At 57.5% G+C, this 17,645-nt stretch carries 21 protein-coding genes; 8 read left to right on the top strand and 13 right to left on the bottom strand.

Features of this window, described 5'->3' with window-relative positions; translation table 11 throughout:
* Nucleotide 1: 1 nt before the first annotated feature.
* From npr to AXW79_RS00060, 10 genes are all read right to left on the bottom strand, one after another.
* Nucleotides 2–274 (bottom strand): PTS phosphocarrier protein NPr, encoded by a 273-nt coding sequence (gene npr, locus AXW79_RS00105; protein WP_005314403.1) that lies wholly within the window; start codon nt 272–274, stop codon nt 2–4.
* Between the two features lie 20 nt (nt 275–294).
* Entirely contained in the window at nt 295–1,161 is an 867-nt protein-coding gene (rapZ, locus tag AXW79_RS00100; protein ID WP_005314405.1) for an RNase adapter RapZ, read from the bottom strand.
* A gap of 42 nt (nt 1,162–1,203) precedes the next feature.
* Nucleotides 1,204–1,650, bottom strand: coding sequence for a PTS IIA-like nitrogen regulatory protein PtsN (ptsN, locus tag AXW79_RS00095; RefSeq protein ID WP_005314406.1), 447 nt, complete (start codon nt 1,648–1,650; stop codon nt 1,204–1,206).
* Between the two features lie 2 nt (nt 1,651–1,652).
* Nucleotides 1,653–1,940, bottom strand: a complete 288-nt coding sequence (hpf, locus tag AXW79_RS00090) for a ribosome hibernation promoting factor (RefSeq protein ID WP_005305957.1) — start codon at nt 1,938–1,940, stop codon at nt 1,653–1,655.
* Nucleotides 1,941–1,961: 21 nt separating this feature from the next.
* Nucleotides 1,962–3,401: an RNA polymerase factor sigma-54 gene (locus AXW79_RS00085; RefSeq protein WP_005314410.1), complete on the bottom strand. Its 1,440-nt coding sequence runs from the start codon at nt 3,399–3,401 to the stop codon at nt 1,962–1,964.
* Nucleotides 3,402–3,466: 65 nt separating this feature from the next.
* On the bottom strand, nt 3,467–4,192 hold the full coding sequence (gene lptB, locus AXW79_RS00080) for an LPS export ABC transporter ATP-binding protein (RefSeq protein WP_005314412.1): 726 nt from the start codon (nt 4,190–4,192) through the stop codon (nt 3,467–3,469).
* A 3-nt stretch (nt 4,193–4,195) separates the two neighbouring features.
* Nucleotides 4,196–4,723: a lipopolysaccharide transport periplasmic protein LptA gene (gene lptA, locus AXW79_RS00075; protein ID WP_005314414.1), complete on the bottom strand. Its 528-nt coding sequence runs from the start codon at nt 4,721–4,723 to the stop codon at nt 4,196–4,198.
* Nucleotides 4,710–5,270 carry an LPS export ABC transporter periplasmic protein LptC gene (lptC, locus tag AXW79_RS00070; RefSeq protein ID WP_005314417.1) on the bottom strand — a complete coding sequence of 187 codons (561 nt, stop codon included), beginning with the start codon at nt 5,268–5,270 and terminating at the stop codon, nt 4,710–4,712. Before lptC ends, lptA begins: the two co-directional genes overlap by 14 nt.
* Nucleotides 5,267–5,821, bottom strand: a complete 555-nt coding sequence (gene kdsC / locus AXW79_RS00065; protein ID WP_005314419.1) for a 3-deoxy-manno-octulosonate-8-phosphatase KdsC — start codon at nt 5,819–5,821, stop codon at nt 5,267–5,269. The genes lptC and kdsC overlap by 4 nt, the downstream gene beginning before the upstream one ends.
* A complete protein-coding gene (locus AXW79_RS00060) occupies nt 5,821–6,816 on the bottom strand; it encodes a KpsF/GutQ family sugar-phosphate isomerase (protein WP_011898279.1) in 996 nt (331 codons plus the stop codon). Before AXW79_RS00060 ends, kdsC begins: the two co-directional genes overlap by 1 nt.
* A gap of 207 nt (nt 6,817–7,023) precedes the next feature.
* Here AXW79_RS00060 and mlaF point away from each other — a divergent pair, with 207 nt between their 5' ends.
* Genes mlaF through murA form a run of 7 tightly spaced genes read left to right on the top strand, consistent with a single transcriptional unit; the run spans nt 7,024 to nt 11,542 of the window.
* A complete protein-coding gene (mlaF, locus tag AXW79_RS00055) occupies nt 7,024–7,824 on the top strand; it encodes a phospholipid ABC transporter ATP-binding protein MlaF (RefSeq protein ID WP_011898278.1) in 801 nt (266 codons plus the stop codon).
* Nucleotides 7,824–8,603, top strand: a complete 780-nt coding sequence (gene mlaE / locus AXW79_RS00050; protein WP_005314426.1) for a lipid asymmetry maintenance ABC transporter permease subunit MlaE — start codon at nt 7,824–7,826, stop codon at nt 8,601–8,603. Before mlaF ends, mlaE begins: the two co-directional genes overlap by 1 nt.
* A 7-nt stretch (nt 8,604–8,610) precedes the next feature.
* On the top strand, nt 8,611–9,102 hold the full coding sequence (mlaD, locus tag AXW79_RS00045) for an outer membrane lipid asymmetry maintenance protein MlaD (protein WP_005314428.1): 492 nt from the start codon (nt 8,611–8,613) through the stop codon (nt 9,100–9,102).
* A 9-nt stretch (nt 9,103–9,111) separates the two neighbouring features.
* Nucleotides 9,112–9,744 carry a phospholipid-binding protein MlaC gene (gene mlaC / locus AXW79_RS00040; protein WP_005314430.1) on the top strand — a complete coding sequence of 211 codons (633 nt, stop codon included), beginning with the start codon at nt 9,112–9,114 and terminating at the stop codon, nt 9,742–9,744.
* A complete protein-coding gene (locus AXW79_RS00035) occupies nt 9,741–10,013 on the top strand; it encodes an STAS domain-containing protein (protein WP_005314432.1) in 273 nt (90 codons plus the stop codon). Before mlaC ends, AXW79_RS00035 begins: the two co-directional genes overlap by 4 nt.
* Nucleotides 10,013–10,270 carry a BolA family iron metabolism protein IbaG gene (ibaG, locus tag AXW79_RS00030; RefSeq protein ID WP_005306001.1) on the top strand — a complete coding sequence of 86 codons (258 nt, stop codon included), beginning with the start codon at nt 10,013–10,015 and terminating at the stop codon, nt 10,268–10,270. Before AXW79_RS00035 ends, ibaG begins: the two co-directional genes overlap by 1 nt.
* Before the next feature lie 15 nt (nt 10,271–10,285).
* Nucleotides 10,286–11,542, top strand: coding sequence for a UDP-N-acetylglucosamine 1-carboxyvinyltransferase (gene murA, locus AXW79_RS00025; protein WP_005314435.1), 1,257 nt, complete (start codon nt 10,286–10,288; stop codon nt 11,540–11,542).
* A gap of 91 nt (nt 11,543–11,633) precedes the next feature.
* Here murA and pmbA read toward each other — a convergent pair whose 3' ends face one another.
* On the bottom strand, nt 11,634–12,977 hold the full coding sequence (gene pmbA, locus AXW79_RS00020; RefSeq protein ID WP_005314438.1) for a metalloprotease PmbA: 1,344 nt from the start codon (nt 12,975–12,977) through the stop codon (nt 11,634–11,636).
* 112 nt (nt 12,978–13,089) lie between these two features.
* On the opposite strand from pmbA, the gene yjgA reads away from it, so the two are divergent.
* Nucleotides 13,090–13,614 carry a ribosome biogenesis factor YjgA gene (yjgA, locus tag AXW79_RS00015; protein ID WP_005314440.1) on the top strand — a complete coding sequence of 175 codons (525 nt, stop codon included), beginning with the start codon at nt 13,090–13,092 and terminating at the stop codon, nt 13,612–13,614.
* A 90-nt stretch (nt 13,615–13,704) separates the two neighbouring features.
* Here yjgA and AXW79_RS00010 read toward each other — a convergent pair whose 3' ends face one another.
* Nucleotides 13,705–16,788, bottom strand: a complete 3,084-nt coding sequence (locus tag AXW79_RS00010; RefSeq protein WP_005314442.1) for a transglycosylase domain-containing protein — start codon at nt 16,786–16,788, stop codon at nt 13,705–13,707.
* Between the two features lie 217 nt (nt 16,789–17,005).
* Complete coding sequence (gene tmaR / locus AXW79_RS00005) at nt 17,006–17,323, bottom strand: PTS system regulator TmaR (RefSeq protein WP_005314445.1); 318 nt, start codon at nt 17,321–17,323, stop codon at nt 17,006–17,008.
* Nucleotides 17,324–17,645 lie beyond the last annotated feature (322 nt).

Genomic DNA, 17,645 nt, shown 5'->3' with positions numbered 1-17,645 from the left:
GTCACTCCTCGTTGAAGCCGGAGGTAAACAGCGCCACCACAGCGGCCAGCGCCTCCACTTCTTCGGGGCCCTCCACCTGCACTTCCACCTGCTTGCCCTGGGCTGAATCCAGCATCAGCAGGCCGATCACGCTGTCTGCATCGGCCTCGATGCCGTCCTCATTGCGCAGCAGCACGTGGGCATCGAAGCCCTGTACCAGCTCGAACAGCATCATGGCCGGTCTGGCATGCATACCCAGTTTGTTCTTCACTTCCACCGAGGCTGAGACAGTCATCTGATCTTCCTATTGGTCCATCAATGTTGCGGCGTACTTTTGTCGAGGGTGCGGTGGCGGATCTGGACGTTCTTGCCGAGCAAGCGGAACGCGCCAGCCAGCTGCTCTGCGATGAACACGGACCTGTGCTGGCCCCCAGTGCAACCAATTCCCACAGTAACATAGCTACGATTGTTGCGCTCCAGATGTGGCAACCAGGTCGCCAGCATGTTTTCAATCTGCAGGATGAACTGCATCACGTCTGGCTGGCTGGAAAGGTAGCGGGCCACGGGCTCATCCTTGCCGGTAAAGGGTTTGAGCTCGGGGATCCAGTGTGGATTCGGCAGGAAGCGAGCATCGAACACGAAGTCAGCGTCCTTGGGGATGCCGTACTTGAAGCCGAACGACTCGAACACCAGCACCAGTTCGTTCTCTTTCTTGCCAAGCACCCGGGTCTTGATGAGCTCACTCAGGTCATGAATGCTGAGGCTGGTGGTGTCGATACGCAAGTCGGCTGTCGAGGAGAGCGGTGCCAGCAGATTGGTCTCTTCACGGATCGCCTCATCCAGCGAGAGCTGCTTGCGGGACAAGGGGTGCAGCCGGCGGCTCTCGCCGTAGCGCTTGAGCAGGGTGGAGTTCTCCGCATCGAAGAAGAAGCTGGAAAATTCCACCCGGCCTTCATTGCGAACCTGGGCCAGCAGGGTCTCCAGCTTGTCTGCGCTCACCGGCAGGTTGCGCACGTCGATACTGACCGCCAGCTTGTCATACTGGCTCTCGACCGACACGATCAACTGGGGCAGCAGGTTGACCGGCAGGTTATCCACACAGTAATAACCCAGATCCTCCAGCACGCGCAGGGCCACTGTCTTGCCCGAGCCGGAGCGCCCACTTACCACTATTAATTGCATCTTGTTGCCTCACCGCTTGGGATCATCACGAGGGCCCGAATATCAGGCCGACGTCATGATCTGATAGAGATCTTCATCGCTGGTTGCCTGGCGCAACTGGCGGCAAACCGCCTTGTCACCCAGTTTGGATGCCATCAGGGAAAGGGTCTTGAGGTGCTGTTTGCACTCGCTTTCCGGCACCAGCAGGGCAAAGAGCAGGTCAACCGGTTGATTGTCGATGGAGTCGAAGGGGATAGGCTCTGCGAAGGTCATCAGGATGGCGGTCGGCGGAAACTCGTCACCGATCCGGCCGTGGGGAATGGCGATACCGGCACCGATCCCGGTACTGCCCATTTTTTCTCGTGCCAGCAAACACTCGAACAGTGTCTGGCGAGAGGTCCCCAAGCGCTCAGCGGCTAATTCACTGATGATCTCGAGGGCGCGTTTCTTGCTGGTACAAGGGACCGCACTTTTGGTGCAGTCCCGACTCAGTATGTGTTCAAGTTGCATAGTTATTTTTGATTTAACTTATCTTTGTGCTTGATGATCTGCCGATCCAGCTTGTCCAGCAGGGTATCAATCGCAGCATACATATCAGCATGCTGTGAATTGGCGAACACCTCACCACCGCTGACATGCAGCTTGGCTTCGGCGATCTGGTTCAGTTTTTCTACGCTCAACACCACATGAACATTGTTGATGTGGTCAAAGTGACGCTCGAGTTTGGCAAATTTGTTATTCACATAATCACGCAGAGCTTCGGTGATCTCGACATGGTGTCCGGTCAGGTTAATTTGCATAACGTCTTCTTTTTGTTTTGCCTAAACCAGGCGTTTGCGCTGATTGGATGGCGGGATCAACAAGGATTCACGGTACTTTGCGATCGTGCGTCTCGCCACCATAATACCCTGTTCGGCCAGCAAATCCGCGATCTTGCTATCACTTAGCGGCTTGGCGGGATTCTCCGCCGTCACCAGCTTCTTGATCAGCGCGCGAATTGCGGTCGATGAGCACTCTCTTCCTCCTTCTGTGTTCACATGACTGGAGAAAAAAAACTTCAGTTCGAAGATGCCGCGGGGGGTATGCATGTATTTCTGGGTCGTTACCCTGGAAATGGTCGACTCATGCATCTCCACCGCCTCGGCGATATCGTTGAGCACCATGGGCTTCATGGCTTCTTCACCATACTCGAAAAAGCCCTGTTGTTGCTCGACAATACAGGTCGCCACCTTGAGCAGGGTGTCGTTGCGACTCTCCAGACTCTTGATGAACCACTTGGCTTCTTGCAAGTGGGAGCGAATGAACTGGGTATCCTGGCTGGTACGCGCCTGACGGGCCATGGCGGCATAGGTCTCGTTGACCCGGATGCGCGGTGCAGAATCAGGGTTGAGCTCAACGACCCATTTGTTGCCCTTCTTGACGACGGTGACATCCGGGATCACGTACTGGGAGTCACTCTGTATGATGCCGTTACCCGGCCTGGGCTCCAGTTGCTGGATAAGGTCCAGCACCTCCTTGAGGTCACTCTCCTTGAGCTTGGTCTTGCGGGCCAGGGTGCGGTAATCACGGTTGCCGAGCAAGTCCATGTGCTCCTTGATTACCTCCCTGGCCTCATTGAGCCAGGGCAGTTCAGGAGCGTACTGGCCAAGCTGGATCAGCAGACACTCCTGCACCGAGCGCGCGGCGATGCCGACCGGATCGAAATGCTGCACCCGCTTGAGCACTGCCTCGACCTCGTCGAGTTCCACCTCGACATCCTCGCTGCTCACCGCCGCCTGTATATCTTCGAGAGAGACGGTCAGATAACCGGAGTCATCGATGGCATCTATGATGGCCAGCGCAATGGCGGCATCCAGATCGCTGAACGGGGTGAGGCGCATCTGCCACAGCAGATAGTCCTGCAGGTTCTCGGTGGTTTCCCCTTGATAGACGCTGTCCTCCCCATCGTGGATGGGGCCTGCGCTCTGGGCTGTGCCGGCTGAATAGACATCTTCCCAGGTGGTATCTACCGGCAGTTCGTCCGGCATCTGATCCTGGGCCATGGCATCGCTGGAGTCGAGCTGACTGTCGTCGACGGGCTCTTCCGGGCTGGTCTCCTGAACGTCATTCTCCTCTTGCTCAAGCAAAGGATTGTTATCGAGCGCTTGCTGAATTTCCTGCTGGAGTTCCAGGGTGGAGAGCTGGAGCAGACGAATCGCTTGTTGTAATTGCGGCGTCATGGTCAGGGACTGACCGAGACGCAACTGTAATGTCGGCTTCATCTACGTCGGGATATCCTTATGTTCAGCGAGGCAGTCGTCAAAGGAAATGAAGAGATGCCCCCTTACTATAGACTGAATTGATCGCCCAAATAGACGCGCTTGACCTGTTCATCGGCAAGGATCTCGGCCGGTGCACCTTCGGCGATCATCTTGCCGTGGCTGACGATATAAGCCTTCTCACATACGTCCAGAGTCTCCCTGACGTTGTGGTCGGTGATCAAGACACCAAGGCCTCTATCTTTCAGATGCTGGATGATCTTCTTGATGTCTATCACAGAAATGGGGTCGACCCCGGCAAACGGCTCATCCAGCAGAATAAAGCGCGGCTCGGCCGCCAGCGCGCGGGCGATCTCGACCCGGCGTCGCTCCCCCCCTGACAGACTCTGCCCCAGGTTGTCACGGATATGGGTGATGTTGAACTCTTCCAGCAGTTGTTCAACCTTGTCTTCACGCTCTTCGCGGCTCAGCCCCTTGCGGGTCTGCATGACCCCCATCAGGTTGTCGAACACGGACAGACGACGGAAGATGGAGGCCTCCTGCGGCAGATAGCCGATGCCGTTACGGGCACGGATATGCATGGGCTGCTGGCTGATGTCCTGATCGTCGATGGTGATGAGGCCGGCATCGCTCTGCACCAGCCCCACTATCATATAGAAGGAGGTGGTCTTGCCGGCACCGTTCGGGCCGAGCAGGCCGACGATCTGGCCAGTACCCACCTCCAGACTCACGTCACTGACCACCATGCGACGCTTGTAACTTTTTTGCAGGCCGGCTGCTTTCAACACTGCCATGGTTTATTTTCCCTGCTTCTTCTGATCGGCGGGCTTGTCGAAGTTCTCTACCTGATCAGGCAGGAACACCGTCTTGACCCGCTGGGTCGGCCCCTTGCTCTCGGCGATCATCTTCTGTTTGACGATGTCGTAGCGGATCAGGTCACCATTGACCTGGCTGTCTTCCTGTTTGAGCTGACCGTTGCCGGTAATGGTCACCAGGCGATTCTTCAGCTCGTAGCGAATGCTGTTGCCGTGGGCGTTGACCGGTTTGCCGTTGTCCAGGATCTGGAAGAAGGTGGCAGGCTTGCCATAGGCCGTCATGACCTCGGCCCCTTTGTCGCCGGAACGGATCACCACCACCTTGTCAGCCTTAATCTTGATGGTGCCCTGAGTGATGATGACATCGTCACTGAAGGTGATGCGGTTGTCCTGCATCTCGGCCACCTGTCTGACCGCATCCACATAGACCTTTTCGGCAAAGTCGGACTCTTTGGCACTCACGGTGCCGCACAGCAGCAAAGCCGCGAGGGCCAGATTAGCGTTTTTCATTGAAATAGATGGCATGGCCCTGATCCAGTAATTCAAAATATTTGCGTTCCAGATGACCCTTCAGGCCAACGCCTTCGGTCTGGAATTCCTTACCCACTATGCTGACATGCTGATTGCTTCTCACATTCTGAGTCACCAGATCCAGCTCCAGATAGGGGGTATCCAGTGTGGAGATGAAGGAGGTGGGCAGCAGGCCATCCAGATGTACCTTGTCGCGCAGGATCACGTTGTCGTCTGTATTGAGGACACCTGTGTCGGCCGTGACTTTCCACTCGGCCTCACCCTGCTTGTCGAACATGTAGACCACCGGCTTGTTGAAGGTAGCCTGCTCGATGATCTGGTAATACTCCGCATACTCGGACTCCAACCGTTCTGTGCGTCGACCGTTGACATCAAAACGGGTGGTCACCAGGTTCCTTGCGGTGAAGTCCGGCTGGTAGTTTTCTGCCTTGGTAGTCGGCTCCGGCGTCAGGTCGACATCACCAATCTGCCAGGCGGCCAGCGCCACCAGAAACAGCAGGGCGAACAACAGCGTCTGTCTGCTCATACCGAGGCCTCTGGCTGATAATCGCCATGCCCTTGCGCCTGCAGTATGAGGTCACACACCTCACGCACAGCACCGACTCCGCCAGCCAGTCGAGTCACCATGTCGGCCCGGGCCAGTACCAGCGGATGAGCATCAGCCACGGCAATGCCAAGCCCGCAGGCCTGCATCACCGGCAGATCTATGGTGTCATCCCCCATATAGGCGGCTTGTGACGCTTCCAGACCCAGCTTTGTCAACAGCGCCTCGAAGTGGGGCAGCTTCTGATCCGCCCCCTGTACCAGATGCTGCACTCCCAGGCTCTTCATCCGATCGCTGACGATGCGGGAGTTGCGCCCGGTGATGATGGCTATTTCGATCCCGGCGTTGAGCAGGGCCCGCATACCGGCGCCATCGCGGGTACAGAAGGTCTTCAGCTCTTCGCCATCATTACCCATATAGATGAGGCCGTTGGAGAGCACCCCATCCACATCGCACACCAGCAGGCGGATTTGCGCCGCCCTGTCGTATTGGCTGCGCGTCACCGGACCATAAAGGGTCGGTACGTTTTGCATCAAATTACCCCGGCTTTCAGCAGGTCATGCATGTTGAAGGCCCCCAACGGGCGCTTGTCACCATCCACCACCAGTAATCCGTTGATCTTTCTGGTTTCCATCAGTTTGACAGCTTCTGCCGCCATCATCTCGGGGCCAACGGTAACACAGTTGGTCGTCATCACCTTGGCGATCGAGGTGTGATGGATATCCACCTGCAGATCCAGGATCCGGCGCAAGTCACCATCGGTGAACAGTCCGGCCAGCAGACCCTCGTCGTTGACGACCGCCGTCATGCCCAGACCTTTGCGACTCACTTCCAGCAGCGCCTGGCTGATGGTGGCATCGATCCCCACCTGGGGCAACAGATCGCCGCTATGCATCAGGTCACCGACCCGCAGCAGCAACCGCTTGCCAAGGGAGCCACCAGGGTGGGAGAGCGCGAAGTCATCGGCGGTGAAGCCGCGGGCTTCCAGCAGGGCAACCGCCAGTGCATCGCCCATCACCAGGGTAGCCGTGGTGCTGGAGGTCGGTGCCAGGCCCAGCGGGCAGGCCTCTTTATCCACCTTGATGCACAGATGCACGTTGGCCTCTTTGGCCATGGTGGAGGCCGGATTGCCTGTCATGCAGATCAACTGGATGCCGCGACGTTTGAGCACCGGCAGCAGGGCCAGGATCTCGTCGCTCTCACCGGAGTTGGAGATGGCGATGATAAGGTCGCCGCTGGAGATCATCCCCAGATCCCCATGGCTGGCTTCACCCGGGTGGAGGAAGAAGGCAGGGGTGCCAGTGCTGGCCAAGGTGGCCGCAATCTTGCTCCCGATGTGACCTGACTTACCCATGCCGGTGACCACTATCTTGCCACTGCAGCGCAGCACCAGCTCGCACGCCTTGTCAAAGGCATCGTTCAGGTACTGATAGAGTCCATCAATCGCTTGTTTTTCAATGTCCAGCACAGTACGGGCGCTGCGACGAAAATCGAACAGTTCAGACACTTTCTCAGGCTTTACAGACATAAAGGCACAGCTCCGGGCGGAAATTTGCTGCGGGATTATAAAAAAGTCTGTCGAGATAAGCGAATCGGATACTTCTCGGTCCCAAAAGAGAGACAATCGGTGACGCAAAACTGTCGCGCTTTTGAGGAGGCAGGCTGTTCAATAGTTGTTCCTTGCTGTTGCTTAGACCTAGACTAGCCCATAAAATTCGCTCTTCATTTACACCGGATGGACAATTGTTTGAACAATGACCTTATCACCATCTCCGATCTGACCTTCAGTCACGGAGATCGGCTGTTATACGACGGGATCAACCTGACCATTCCCCGTGGCAAGGTCACTGCGGTCATGGGCCCGAGCGGCATCGGCAAGACCACATTGCTGCGGCTGATCGGTGGCCAGATCAAGCCGGAGTCCGGTCATATCCTGTTTGACGGGGAAGATATCCCCACCCTCTCCCGCTCTCGTCTGTACGAAGTGCGCAAGCGGATGAGCATGCTGTTCCAGAGCGGCGCCCTGTTTACCGGCATGACAGTCTACGACAACGTGGCCTTCCCGCTGCGGGAGCATTCCGGTCTGCCGGAGGAGCTGATCCACACCATCGTCATGATGAAGCTGCAGGCCGTGGGTCTGCGCGGGGCCGCTCAGCTGATGCCGTCCGAGCTCTCCGGTGGCATGGCACGCCGTGCCGCACTGGCCAGATCCATAGCGCTGGATCCGGACCTCATCATGTATGACGAACCGTTTGTCGGACAGGACCCCATCACGATGGCGGTACTGGTCAAGCTGATCAAGGAGCTGAACAGCGCCCTCGGCATCACCTCCGTCATCGTGACCCACGACGTGAACGAGGTGCTGACCATCGCCGATTACGCCTATATCATCGCCAACCGCAAGGTGGTGGCGCACGGCACGCCGGCGCAGCTGCGCGAAGAGCATAATCCCGAAGTCGAGCAATTCCTGCTTGGATTGCCCGACGGTCCTGTCCCGTTTCATTTTCCGGCAGGCGACCTGCTACAGGATCTGTGATGTTGATAAGCCAAGTAAGCAAGCTGGGCCGGGTTGGCGTGCGCGTCATCAGCTCCATCGGCCGTGCCACCATAATGCTGTTTCATGCGCTGGCGGGCAAACCCGAGCCACGCAAGCACTTCCCTCTGCTGCTTCAACAGTTGTATGTCGTGGGTGTGCAGTCCGTTGCCATCATTCTGGTCTCCGGTCTGTTCATCGGCATGGTGCTCTCGTTGCAGGGTTACAACGTATTGAAAGACTTCGGCGCCGAGCAGAGCCTGGGCCCGCTGGTTTCCCTCTCCCTGTTGCGGGAGTTGGGTCCCGTTGTGACCGGCCTGCTGTTTGCCGGCCGCGCCGGCTCTGCACTGACCGCCGAGATCGGCCTGATGAAGGCCACAGAACAGCTCTCCAGTCTGGAGATGATGGCGGTCGACCCGCTGCGCCGGGTAGTGGCCCCTCGTTTCTGGGCCGGCGTCATCAGCATGCCGCTGCTGGCCTTCATGTTCAGTCTGATCGGCATCTTCGGTGGCAAGCTGGTCGGTGTGGATCTGCTGGGGGTGGACGAAGGCAGCTTCTGGTCCGCCATGCAGGCATCCGTCGACTGGCAGGATGACATCATGCAAGGTGCCATCAAGAGCCTGATCTTCGCTCTGGTGGTCACCTGGATTGCGCTCTTTAACGGTTATGATGCCAAGCCGACCTCGGCCGGGATCAGTCAGGCCACAACCCGTACCGTGGTCCACTCCTCCCTGGCCGTGCTCGGCCTGGATTTTATACTCACCGCAGTCATGTTTGGATAAGGTAAAGATGAAGTTCAGCAAAGTAGAATTCCTGGTTGGCGCCTTCATGCTGGCCGGCATCGGTGCCATTCTGGCGTTGGCACTGCAAGTAGCAGGGTTGAGTTTCAAACCGGAAGGAGAAACCTATACCCTGCGCGCCCATTTCGATAATATCGGCGGCCTGAAAGTACGCTCACCGGTCAAGGTTGGTGGCGTCGTCGTAGGTCGGGTCAGCGACATCACCCTGGATGCCAAGAGCCAGGTGCCGGTCGTCTCCCTGCTGATGCAAAAGAGTGCCGGCGAGTTTTCCGAAACCAGCACCCTCTCCATCCTGACTTCGGGCCTGCTCGGCGAGCAGTACATCGGCCTGATGCCCGGCTTCAGCGATGAGGAGATGGGTACCAGCATGCTCAAGGATGGCGACATGATTGAAGACACCAAATCAGCCATTGTGCTGGAAGACCTGATTGGCAAGTTCCTCTATAGCCAGTCTTCCGACACCAAATCCGACAGCAAGTAAGGAGTAACCATGTTCAAGAAGATCGCCCTGTTGCTGGGTCTGATGACCAGCATGCTGTTTTCCCTGGTGGCTCACGCCACCAATGCCGCCGACCCCTATGCCCTGGTGGACGAAGCGGCCAAGCAGACCTTTGCCCGCCTTAAGGCGGACAAGTCCCAGGTCAAGAGCAATCCGGATCACCTGCGGGTCATCATCCGTGAAGAGTTGCTGCCCTACGTGGACAACCGCTTCGCTGCCTACAAGGTGCTCGGCAACCAGATCAAGCAGACCACCCCGGCTCAGCGTGACGCCTTCGTCGAGGTGTTCACCGAGTACATGGTGAGTTCCTACGCCGATGCGCTGGCCCATTTCGACAAGCAAACTGTCAAAGTCGAGCCGGGCAAGGCACCGGGTGACAGCAATATCACCGCCGTCAACGTCAGCGTGAAAGAGGCCGGCAAGCCGGATATTTTCCTCGAATTCAAGCTGCGCAAGAACAACAAGACCGGCGAATGGAAGGCCTTCGACATGGTAGCCGAAGGGATCAGCCTGCTCTCCGCCAAGCAGAACGAGCTGGGCGGCCTCATTCGCCAGAATGGCATAGATGCAGTGATCGCCCAGCTGCGTGCTCACAACGCCAAGCCGTTGGTCATCAAGTCATGAAATTTAGCGGCGATCTGCAGGCACCACAGGTCAATGCCCTGTGGCAACGCCGCGCCGACTGGTGGCAGGAAGATCAGCTCGAACTGAGTGGCGTCACCACCCTGGACTCCGCCGGGCTGGCACTGCTGGTCAAATGGGCCAAAGCCGTATTGGTACGAGGCGCCACACCGCAACTGGTGGGCGCCTCCACTGATTTTTATACCCTGGCCAACCTGTATGGGGTGGCCGGGCTGTTTCAGTCAACTCCGCTCACAACTGAGGACGCATAATGCAAGTCTCTGAAATTGAAGCGATACTCCTTGAGGCTCTGCCATTGTCCGAAGTCCATGTCAAAGGAGACGGCAGTCACTATCAAGTGATCGCCGTCGGTGACATGTTTGACGGCATGAGCCGGGTCAAGAAGCAGCAGGCCATCTATGCCCCGCTGATGGACAAGATCGCCAGCAACGCCATCCACGCACTCTCCATCAAGGCCTTTACCGATGCCGAGTGGAAACGCGAACGTAAATTCCTACTGCCCTCCTGATTGGTATCTAAGTAAATGGACAAATTCAAGATCGATGGTCGTTGTACTCTCAACGGCGAAGTGACCATCTCTGGCGCCAAAAATGCCGCCCTGCCGATCCTGTTCGCCACCCTGCTGTGTGATGAGGAGATCCACCTCTCCAACGTACCGCGCCTGAAAGACGTGGGCACCACCCTCAAGCTGCTGGAGATGCTGGGCGCCACCACCAAGGTCAACGGCAACGTGACAGTGCTGACCGGTGCGGTGAACAACCACGTCGCCCCCTACGAGCTGGTGAAGACCATGCGCGCATCCATACTGGCGCTCGGCCCACTGGCTGCCCGTTTCGGTGCTGCTGACGTCTCCCTGCCCGGTGGCTGCGCCATCGGTGCACGTCCGGTGAACCTGCACGTCCACGGCCTGGAGCTGATGGGTGCCAAGATTGCCATCGAGGATGGTTACATCAAGGCCCGTGTCGACGGTCGCCTCAAGGGTGCTCATATCCTGATGGACATGGTTTCCGTCACAGGCACCGAGAACCTGATGATGGCCGCTACCCTGGCCGACGGTCGCACCGTGATCGAGAACGCCGCCCGTGAGCCGGAAGTGGTCGATCTGGCCAACTTCCTCAACGCGCTTGGCGCCAAGGTTCAGGGCGCGGGCACCGACACTCTGACCATAGACGGTGTCGAGCGTCTGCACGGTGGCAGCTACAGCGTGCAGCCTGACCGTATCGAAACCGGCACCTTCCTGGTTGGCGCAGCGGTTACCGGTGGCAAAGTCACCTGTCGCAAGACAGATCCTTCCCTGCTGGAGGCGGTACTGGTCAAGCTGGAAGAGGCAGGCGCCTTGATCGAGAAAGGGGCTGACTGGATCACCCTCGACATGACAGGCCGCACTCTCAAGCCGGTCACCATCAAGACAGCTCCCTACCCGGCCTTCCCGACCGACATGCAGGCACAGTTCACCGTGCTGAACGCCGTCGCCAAGGGCACCGGCATGGTCACAGAGACCATCTTCGAGAACCGCTTCATGCACGTACCTGAACTGGTGCGAATGGGCGCGGACATAGAGCTGCAGGGCAATGTCGCCATCTGCCGTGACACCGAGCAACTCAAGGGTGCCCAGGTGATGGCCACAGACCTGCGTGCCTCCGCCAGTCTGGTGCTGGCCGGCTTCGTCGCCGAAGGCTCCACCATAGTCGACCGTATCTATCACATCGACCGTGGCTACGAAGATATCGAGCACAAGCTGCAAGGTCTGGGCGGGTGCATCGAGCGTATCAAGGGCTGATTGCCATCCCTTGAACATGCCTGTTAAAAAGGCCCCCTCGCGTTGGCGAGGGGGCCTTTTTCATATCATGGATTCAGCGTGAAGGCGGGTATTAATGTCCCGCCAGCTTCATGTTCTCCACCAGTACGGAACCGGTCTTGAGGCTGGAGCGCTCATCTTCATCACACCCCACCGCCACTATATGGCTAAACATCTCGCTCAGGTTGCCTGCTATGGTGATCTCTTCCACCGGGTAGGCAATCTCGCCATTCTCGACCCAGAAGCCGGCTGCGCCACGGGAGTAGTCGCCATTGACGATGTTGACCCCCTGCCCCATCAGCTCGGTCACCAGCAGGCCTGTACCCATCTCCTTGAGCATCCCCTGGAAATCCTGGCCCGTGTTGGAAACCTGCCAGTTATGGATGCCACCGGCGTGCCCCGTGGTAGTCAGTCCCAGCTTGCGGGCGGAGTAGGAGGTAAGCAGCCAGCTCATCAGCTCGCCGTTGCGCACTATGTCCATATTCCGGGTAAGTACCCCTTCCCCGTCAAACGGCGTACTGGCCAGTCCACCAAGCAGGTGGGGAAACTCTTGGATAGTGAGCCACTGGGGCAGGATCTGCTTGCCCAGTTTGTCGAGCAGGAAGCTCGACTTGCGATAGAGGTTGCCACCGCTGATGGCCATCACCAGATGGCCCCACAGGCCGGCGGCTGTGTCTGGGTGAAACAGCACGGGCGCATGGCGAGTGGAGATCTTGCGGGCACCCAGGCGGGAGACGGTGCGTTCCACCGCCTCATCGGCGATGCGTTGCGGACTCCAGAGCCCACCCAGGTCACGACTCGAGGAGTAGCCGTAGTCCCGTTGCATATCGCCATCCAGCTCGCCAATCAGCACGCAGCTCAGGGAGTTGCGGGACGCAGCATAGCCTTTGACGAAGCCGTGGCTGTTGCCATAGACCTTGATGCCGAGGTGGCTGGAGAAACCGGCCCCATCGGAGTGTTTGATGCGGGCATCGCGACCCAGCGCCAGCCGCTCACACTCGATGGCCAGCTCGATCCCGCGCTGGGGATCCAGTTCGATTTGGTGGCACAGTTGCAGATCGGGGGCATCCCAGGCCAGCAGCTCGGCATTTGCCAGACCGGCACAATCATCGGCAGAGGTATGGCGGGCGATTTCCATGGCCGCCTCGACAGCGGCGCGGATGGCGGGCTTGCCCAGATCCGTGGTGGAAGATGAACCCTTGCAACCATCGCGATAAACCGCGATGCCCAGAGCACCATCCTTGTTGAATTCGATACTTTCCAGTTCACAACCCCGGGTGTTCACCGACAACCCGGTCTGTTTGCTGATGGAGACTTCGGCCAGCGAGGCGCCCAGTCCTTTGGCTATCTCCAGTGCCTCGGCAACGACGGCCTCGAGATGGGCTTGATCCTGGCGAATTTGGTCTTGCTGATCCATAACTCACATCTGTATGAAGGAAGGAAAGGGGCTAAGCATATCAGACCCCTGCGCCCAGCGGGAGAAGCTGGTAACATATCCCCCAACGTGAATGACAGGAATCAAGAAACCGATGAGTCAATATCAAGACGACAACGAGTTGGAAGACTGGGGCCCCAGCAAGACTCAGCTCAAGCGTGATGCAGAGGTGCTACAAAAGCTGGGCGCAGAGATAGTCTCTCTAAGCCACAGTGAGCTGGAAAAAATCCCGTTGGATGAAGAGCTTGCCGATGCTGTCGAGCTGGGCCGCAAACTCAAGCCCAAGAAAGATGAGTCCTTCCGTCGCCATTTGCAGTTCATCGGCCGTCTGATGCGCAGCCGTGATATCGAACCGATTGAAGAAGCGCTCTCCATCATCAAGAACCGCCACTCCACAGTGAATGCCCGCCTGCATCGTCTGGAGCAGTGGCGTGAGCGCCTGATCACCGAAGGCGACAGCGCACTCAACGAGTTGATGTCCCAGTTCCACGAGCTGGATCGCCAGAAGCTGCGCCAGCTGATCCGCTCCGCCAACAAGGAACGGGAACTGAACAAGCCGCCGGTCGCCTATCGCGAAATGTACCAATACCTGCGTGGCGAAATCGAAGACCTGCTGTAAGTGATGGCTCACGCCTCATGGCGAGCAGCAAGCGACACAGCGTAAAACGGGGCCAACATATGGCCCCGTTTTTTTATTCTGGTTTGCGAGCTAATTACCCGCCATACACTGTGTATGAGTACCGGGCTGCAGATAAGGCATCAGCAGTGGAGCCATCCCTTTGAGCACCTGCACTGGCAGGGCTGAGGTGAAGCGGAACTTGTCAGACTGGCTGCCCGGCACATAGGCGGTCAGGGTACCGAAGTGGTCCTCTCCCAGAAAGAAGACAAAGGTCGCGGTCCGGTTGCGCGCCAGCGAACTGGTGACATTGCCATAACGACCCACTGTCTCGATCCGGTTGTCGCCAGTCCCTGTCTTGCCCCCCATCGGTAGCACAGTGCCATCCGGCAGAGCAAAGGCACCGGCGATACGCCTTGCAGTTCCTCCTTCCACCACCTTGGAGAGTGCATTGCGCAAAGCAGTCGCTACTTCTGCGGGCAGCACCCGGGTACCCTCGGTGTGAATGGGCTCAAAGTTGGTCTCAAATGGTGTGCCCTTGGCAAACGAGAGATGTTCGATACGCAGGGTTGGAGCCCGAATGCCACCGTTCTGAATGATCCCCATCAACTCGGCCAGCGCGGCGGGTCTATCCCCTGAGCTGCCCAGAGCCGTCGCCAGCGATGGTACCAAATGGTCAAACGGATAACCCAGCTTGGCCCAACGCTGATGGATGTCGAGGAAGGCCTCGACCTCCAGCATGGTACGGATACGGCTGTCACGGGCACTGCGGTGACGAGTTTTGAACAACCAGCTGTATACCTCTTGTCGTTCATCCCGGCTGGCTTCAACCGCATCGGCAAAGGTCGCCTTGTCGAACTCCTTGAGATAGGCAAGCAACCACAGTTCCAGCGGATGCACCCGCGCGATGTAACCCTGATCAGGCAAGGAATACTTGCCTGGGCCATAGCTGGTGTAAAGCTGCTCAATGCGTCTGTCACTGAGCTTGTCACGCGGCAACCGTTTGGCCAGGAAGGCGGCAAAGGTCTCCTGCGAGGCATCTGGCATCAGATAGCGATGCACGGCGGCAAGCCGTACGGCGCTGGGCTTGAGGCCATCCAGGAAGGTGTCGAGCTGCTCATCCGCCGTCTTGCCGCGATACTTGCGCCAGAAGCGCAGCAGATAGGTTTGCCCCTCTTTATCGGCAAACTTGGCCAGATACTCGGTACGACGGGGATCCTTGTCATCCTTGAGCAGCTGGGCGCGGTTGCCCTCCCGATAGAGGCTGTAGCGCACTATGTCCCGCATCAGACGCACAAACGGCAAGTTGATTGACTCGCGCAGTGCATCTCGTATCGGAGGAATGCGTCCGTTATCCTCACGGCGGAAGTTGTTGAAGGTGTGCATACCGCCCCCGGTGAAGAAGCCTTCGTGCGGACTGGCGGAGTATTGGCGATCCAGAGCGGCCTCCAGCATCAACGGCAGGCTCTTGTCCTTGGCCGTCATCAGATAGGAGACAGCCCAGCGACTGAGGTTATCCTGACCCGAGACCTCAATCTTGCGCAGGCTCTCTGCTGGCATATCGGAATAGTTGTCATGCAGCTCTGCAATGATTTCCAGATAGGTGGTCAATACCCGCAACTTGGCGGTGGAACCCAGCTCCAGCTTGCTGCCTTCGTTGATGTCGAATGGCTGATCCGTGTTGTCCGTCTGCACTCGTACCTTGAAGCCTTCCGGTGATTTCTCGAACAAGGTGAAACTGTAACGCACATCCCCTGTCTTCTCCGGCGAGAGCAGACGCTCACCAAACAGGCCGACCTGAGCGGCAAACGCGGGATCGGCAAGCTGTTGCAGATAACGGGAGATCTCGTTTTGCAGCGGCATATTGAGGCTGGTATCCGCGCTCAGGTCCATCCGGTCCAGATCATACAGCTGTACCCCGAGCTGGCGGCTCAGGCGAGTGCGAGCGACCTGCAAGCCCTTGTTGTTGTTGACTCGGGTCATAGCGGGGGACTGGAGGAAGTCGCGGAAACCAAGTTTGGCCTTGAGCGCAGCCTCCATCAGCGGCGGCGTGATCATGCCCTCCTGCACGAAGAGACGCAGATAACTGTCAGTCAGGGTCGCCAGTGCATCCCGTCCCTGCGCCAGATAGTAGGAGGGGCGGCGGTGTGCGATCATCAGCGAGACAACCTGCCGCAAGGCAAGCCCTTGCTCTTCAAGTGCCGCATCCTGGTTACGAGCCGGATCCAGCAGCCGATTGACTTCGTTCACATTGGCGCCAAACCAGACCCACAAGCCATCACCCAGCCCATGTACCTCACCATAACCAGGGGCTGCCGAAAGTGGCACAGAGTTGAGATAAGCCCAGGCAACCAGCTTGCGCGCCTCCAGGGTTTCCGGCCCCAACCGATACGCCCGCACACTGGCTGACGCCATCTGGCGGATCTTCTCGGTCGGTGACAGCGTCAGACCATCGGGAGAGTGGCGGTACTTCTCGACCTGAGTCGCCAGTGTACTGCCCCCTGCGGACTGATCCTGCATGTCCAGTGCCTTGCCCACCTGTGACATGGCCGCCTTGGCAAAGCGGGGCCAATCTACCGCCGGGTTTGCCAACGGCTGCTCGTTGCTCAACAGATCGCGGTTCTCGATAAACAACAGCGACTGGATGACCAGGGGAGGAATGGAAGCAAAATCCGGGTAATAGTGAGTCGGATACTTGAATTGATAGAAGGGCTCGGCACGGCAGTCATGCAGGGTCAGACCGGCCTGCACTTTCTCGGTATAGGGAACAAAGAAACCACGGCTGGCATAGTCATAGAGCGCATCGGAAAAATGTGTCTGCTCGCTGACCTGATAACCCCGTTGCAGCAGACGCTCCTGCATCATGGGCAGCAGCACATAGCCGAGCCGCTTGTCGAAGGGGCCATCCTCAGGGAAGATTATTTGCTTGCTGGGGCCAGCTTCGACCTGATAGGTCAGCTTGGCCGCATAGCGGGAGATCTCCTGCGACTGCAGTCGGGAGGTCTGCATCTCATAGCCAACCAGGGCGATCGCAGCCGCCAGGCACAGCAAAAAGAGAAAGCAGAACAACCAACGCCACCAGGGACGACGCTTGCGCTTGTACTTGCCGTCCGCGCTTGGGACAGATGAATCTTGAGATGCCACTTTGTTCAAATCCGTCTGTTCTGATGCGCCCATATCAGCCCCGCCATGGTTGCGCAATTTATTGTGTTTCACTCAAGCTTAGTCGTTTCAAGTCAATGGCTTGAAAACTGTTGACCGCTTTGTAGTGATGGTAACAGGGCGATCAAAAAAAGGGGAGCCGATTGTTGCAGCTTGATGAGAGATCCGAGCTGATGGCAGAAAACAAAACACCGGCCTAAAGCCGGTGTTTTCAGGTAGCAAAGAGGCTTGCTTACTTGCTGGAGCTCATGGCTTTGAGCTTGGCGCTCAGGTCTTTACGCTCTTTGGACAGCTCGGCATTCTTGATGATGTGATCATCAACGCGCTCTTCATAGTCGGTACGCATGTTGGCGATGATGGCCTGAACCTCATCGATACTCATGCCGGGCTTGATGTAGTCACTCAGGTTGTCGAGCAGCAATACACGCTTCTGGTTATCACGGATCTTCTTCTCGTTGTCCGCGATTTCACGCTTGAGTTTGTTCTGGCGACGGGACATACGCACATATTCCAGTACATCGCTGAAGGTGGACTTGTTTACTTGTTCCATATCGATACCACTGACTTAAGGTTGATAAAAGCAGGCCAAGCATTACCGGTACAAGAGAGAAAAAAGAGAGTGTACAGGTAAACCCGAGATGCCCTTACTCTACCGAGTTATGAGGCATATACAACCCTAATTGCAGGCTTGGCAGCGGGTTTTGGCAGGAGAACATCAATAGGAACACTAAAACTCAAGAGCCATGATAGCGTACGAAACGGTCACGTCAGGAGGCAAGACACCAGTAGTGCTTTGGTGTCTGAGCTAAGGCCATATGGAATGTGCCGTCATAAAGTGATAACCGACCAAAACTTGAATTTCAGGTAATAAA

The sequence above is a fragment of the Aeromonas salmonicida subsp. salmonicida genome (assembly GCF_001643305.1).
GTDB classification, from domain to species: domain Bacteria; phylum Pseudomonadota; class Gammaproteobacteria; order Enterobacterales; family Aeromonadaceae; genus Aeromonas; species Aeromonas salmonicida.
This window is presented reverse-complemented; position numbering and strand designations above follow the sequence as displayed.

Excerpts from the sequence above, each read along its gene's own strand:
- npr (WP_005314403.1), bottom strand. The coding sequence starts at position 274 with ATGACTGTCTCAGCCTCGGTGGAAGTGAAGAACAAACTGGGTATGCAT.
- rapZ (WP_005314405.1), bottom strand. The coding sequence starts at position 1,161 with ATGCAATTAATAGTGGTAAGTGGGCGCTCCGGCTCGGGCAAGACAGTG.
- ptsN (WP_005314406.1), bottom strand. The coding sequence starts at position 1,650 with ATGCAACTTGAACACATACTGAGTCGGGACTGCACCAAAAGTGCGGTC.
- hpf (WP_005305957.1), bottom strand. The coding sequence starts at position 1,940 with ATGCAAATTAACCTGACCGGACACCATGTCGAGATCACCGAAGCTCTG.
- AXW79_RS00085 (WP_005314410.1), bottom strand. The coding sequence starts at position 3,401 with ATGAAGCCGACATTACAGTTGCGTCTCGGTCAGTCCCTGACCATGACG.
- lptB (WP_005314412.1), bottom strand. The coding sequence starts at position 4,192 with ATGGCAGTGTTGAAAGCAGCCGGCCTGCAAAAAAGTTACAAGCGTCGC.
- lptA (WP_005314414.1), bottom strand. The coding sequence starts at position 4,723 with ATGAAAAACGCTAATCTGGCCCTCGCGGCTTTGCTGCTGTGCGGCACC.
- lptC (WP_005314417.1), bottom strand. The coding sequence starts at position 5,270 with ATGAGCAGACAGACGCTGTTGTTCGCCCTGCTGTTTCTGGTGGCGCTG.
- kdsC (WP_005314419.1), bottom strand. The coding sequence starts at position 5,821 with ATGCAAAACGTACCGACCCTTTATGGTCCGGTGACGCGCAGCCAATAC.
- AXW79_RS00060 (WP_011898279.1), bottom strand. The coding sequence starts at position 6,816 with ATGTCTGTAAAGCCTGAGAAAGTGTCTGAACTGTTCGATTTTCGTCGC.
- mlaF (WP_011898278.1), top strand. The coding sequence starts at position 7,024 with ATGGACAATTGTTTGAACAATGACCTTATCACCATCTCCGATCTGACC.
- mlaE (WP_005314426.1), top strand. The coding sequence starts at position 7,824 with ATGTTGATAAGCCAAGTAAGCAAGCTGGGCCGGGTTGGCGTGCGCGTC.
- mlaD (WP_005314428.1), top strand. The coding sequence starts at position 8,611 with ATGAAGTTCAGCAAAGTAGAATTCCTGGTTGGCGCCTTCATGCTGGCC.
- mlaC (WP_005314430.1), top strand. The coding sequence starts at position 9,112 with ATGTTCAAGAAGATCGCCCTGTTGCTGGGTCTGATGACCAGCATGCTG.
- AXW79_RS00035 (WP_005314432.1), top strand. The coding sequence starts at position 9,741 with ATGAAATTTAGCGGCGATCTGCAGGCACCACAGGTCAATGCCCTGTGG.
- ibaG (WP_005306001.1), top strand. The coding sequence starts at position 10,013 with ATGCAAGTCTCTGAAATTGAAGCGATACTCCTTGAGGCTCTGCCATTG.
- murA (WP_005314435.1), top strand. The coding sequence starts at position 10,286 with ATGGACAAATTCAAGATCGATGGTCGTTGTACTCTCAACGGCGAAGTG.
- pmbA (WP_005314438.1), bottom strand. The coding sequence starts at position 12,977 with ATGGATCAGCAAGACCAAATTCGCCAGGATCAAGCCCATCTCGAGGCC.
- yjgA (WP_005314440.1), top strand. The coding sequence starts at position 13,090 with ATGAGTCAATATCAAGACGACAACGAGTTGGAAGACTGGGGCCCCAGC.
- AXW79_RS00010 (WP_005314442.1), bottom strand. The coding sequence starts at position 16,788 with ATGGGCGCATCAGAACAGACGGATTTGAACAAAGTGGCATCTCAAGAT.
- tmaR (WP_005314445.1), bottom strand. The coding sequence starts at position 17,323 with ATGGAACAAGTAAACAAGTCCACCTTCAGCGATGTACTGGAATATGTG.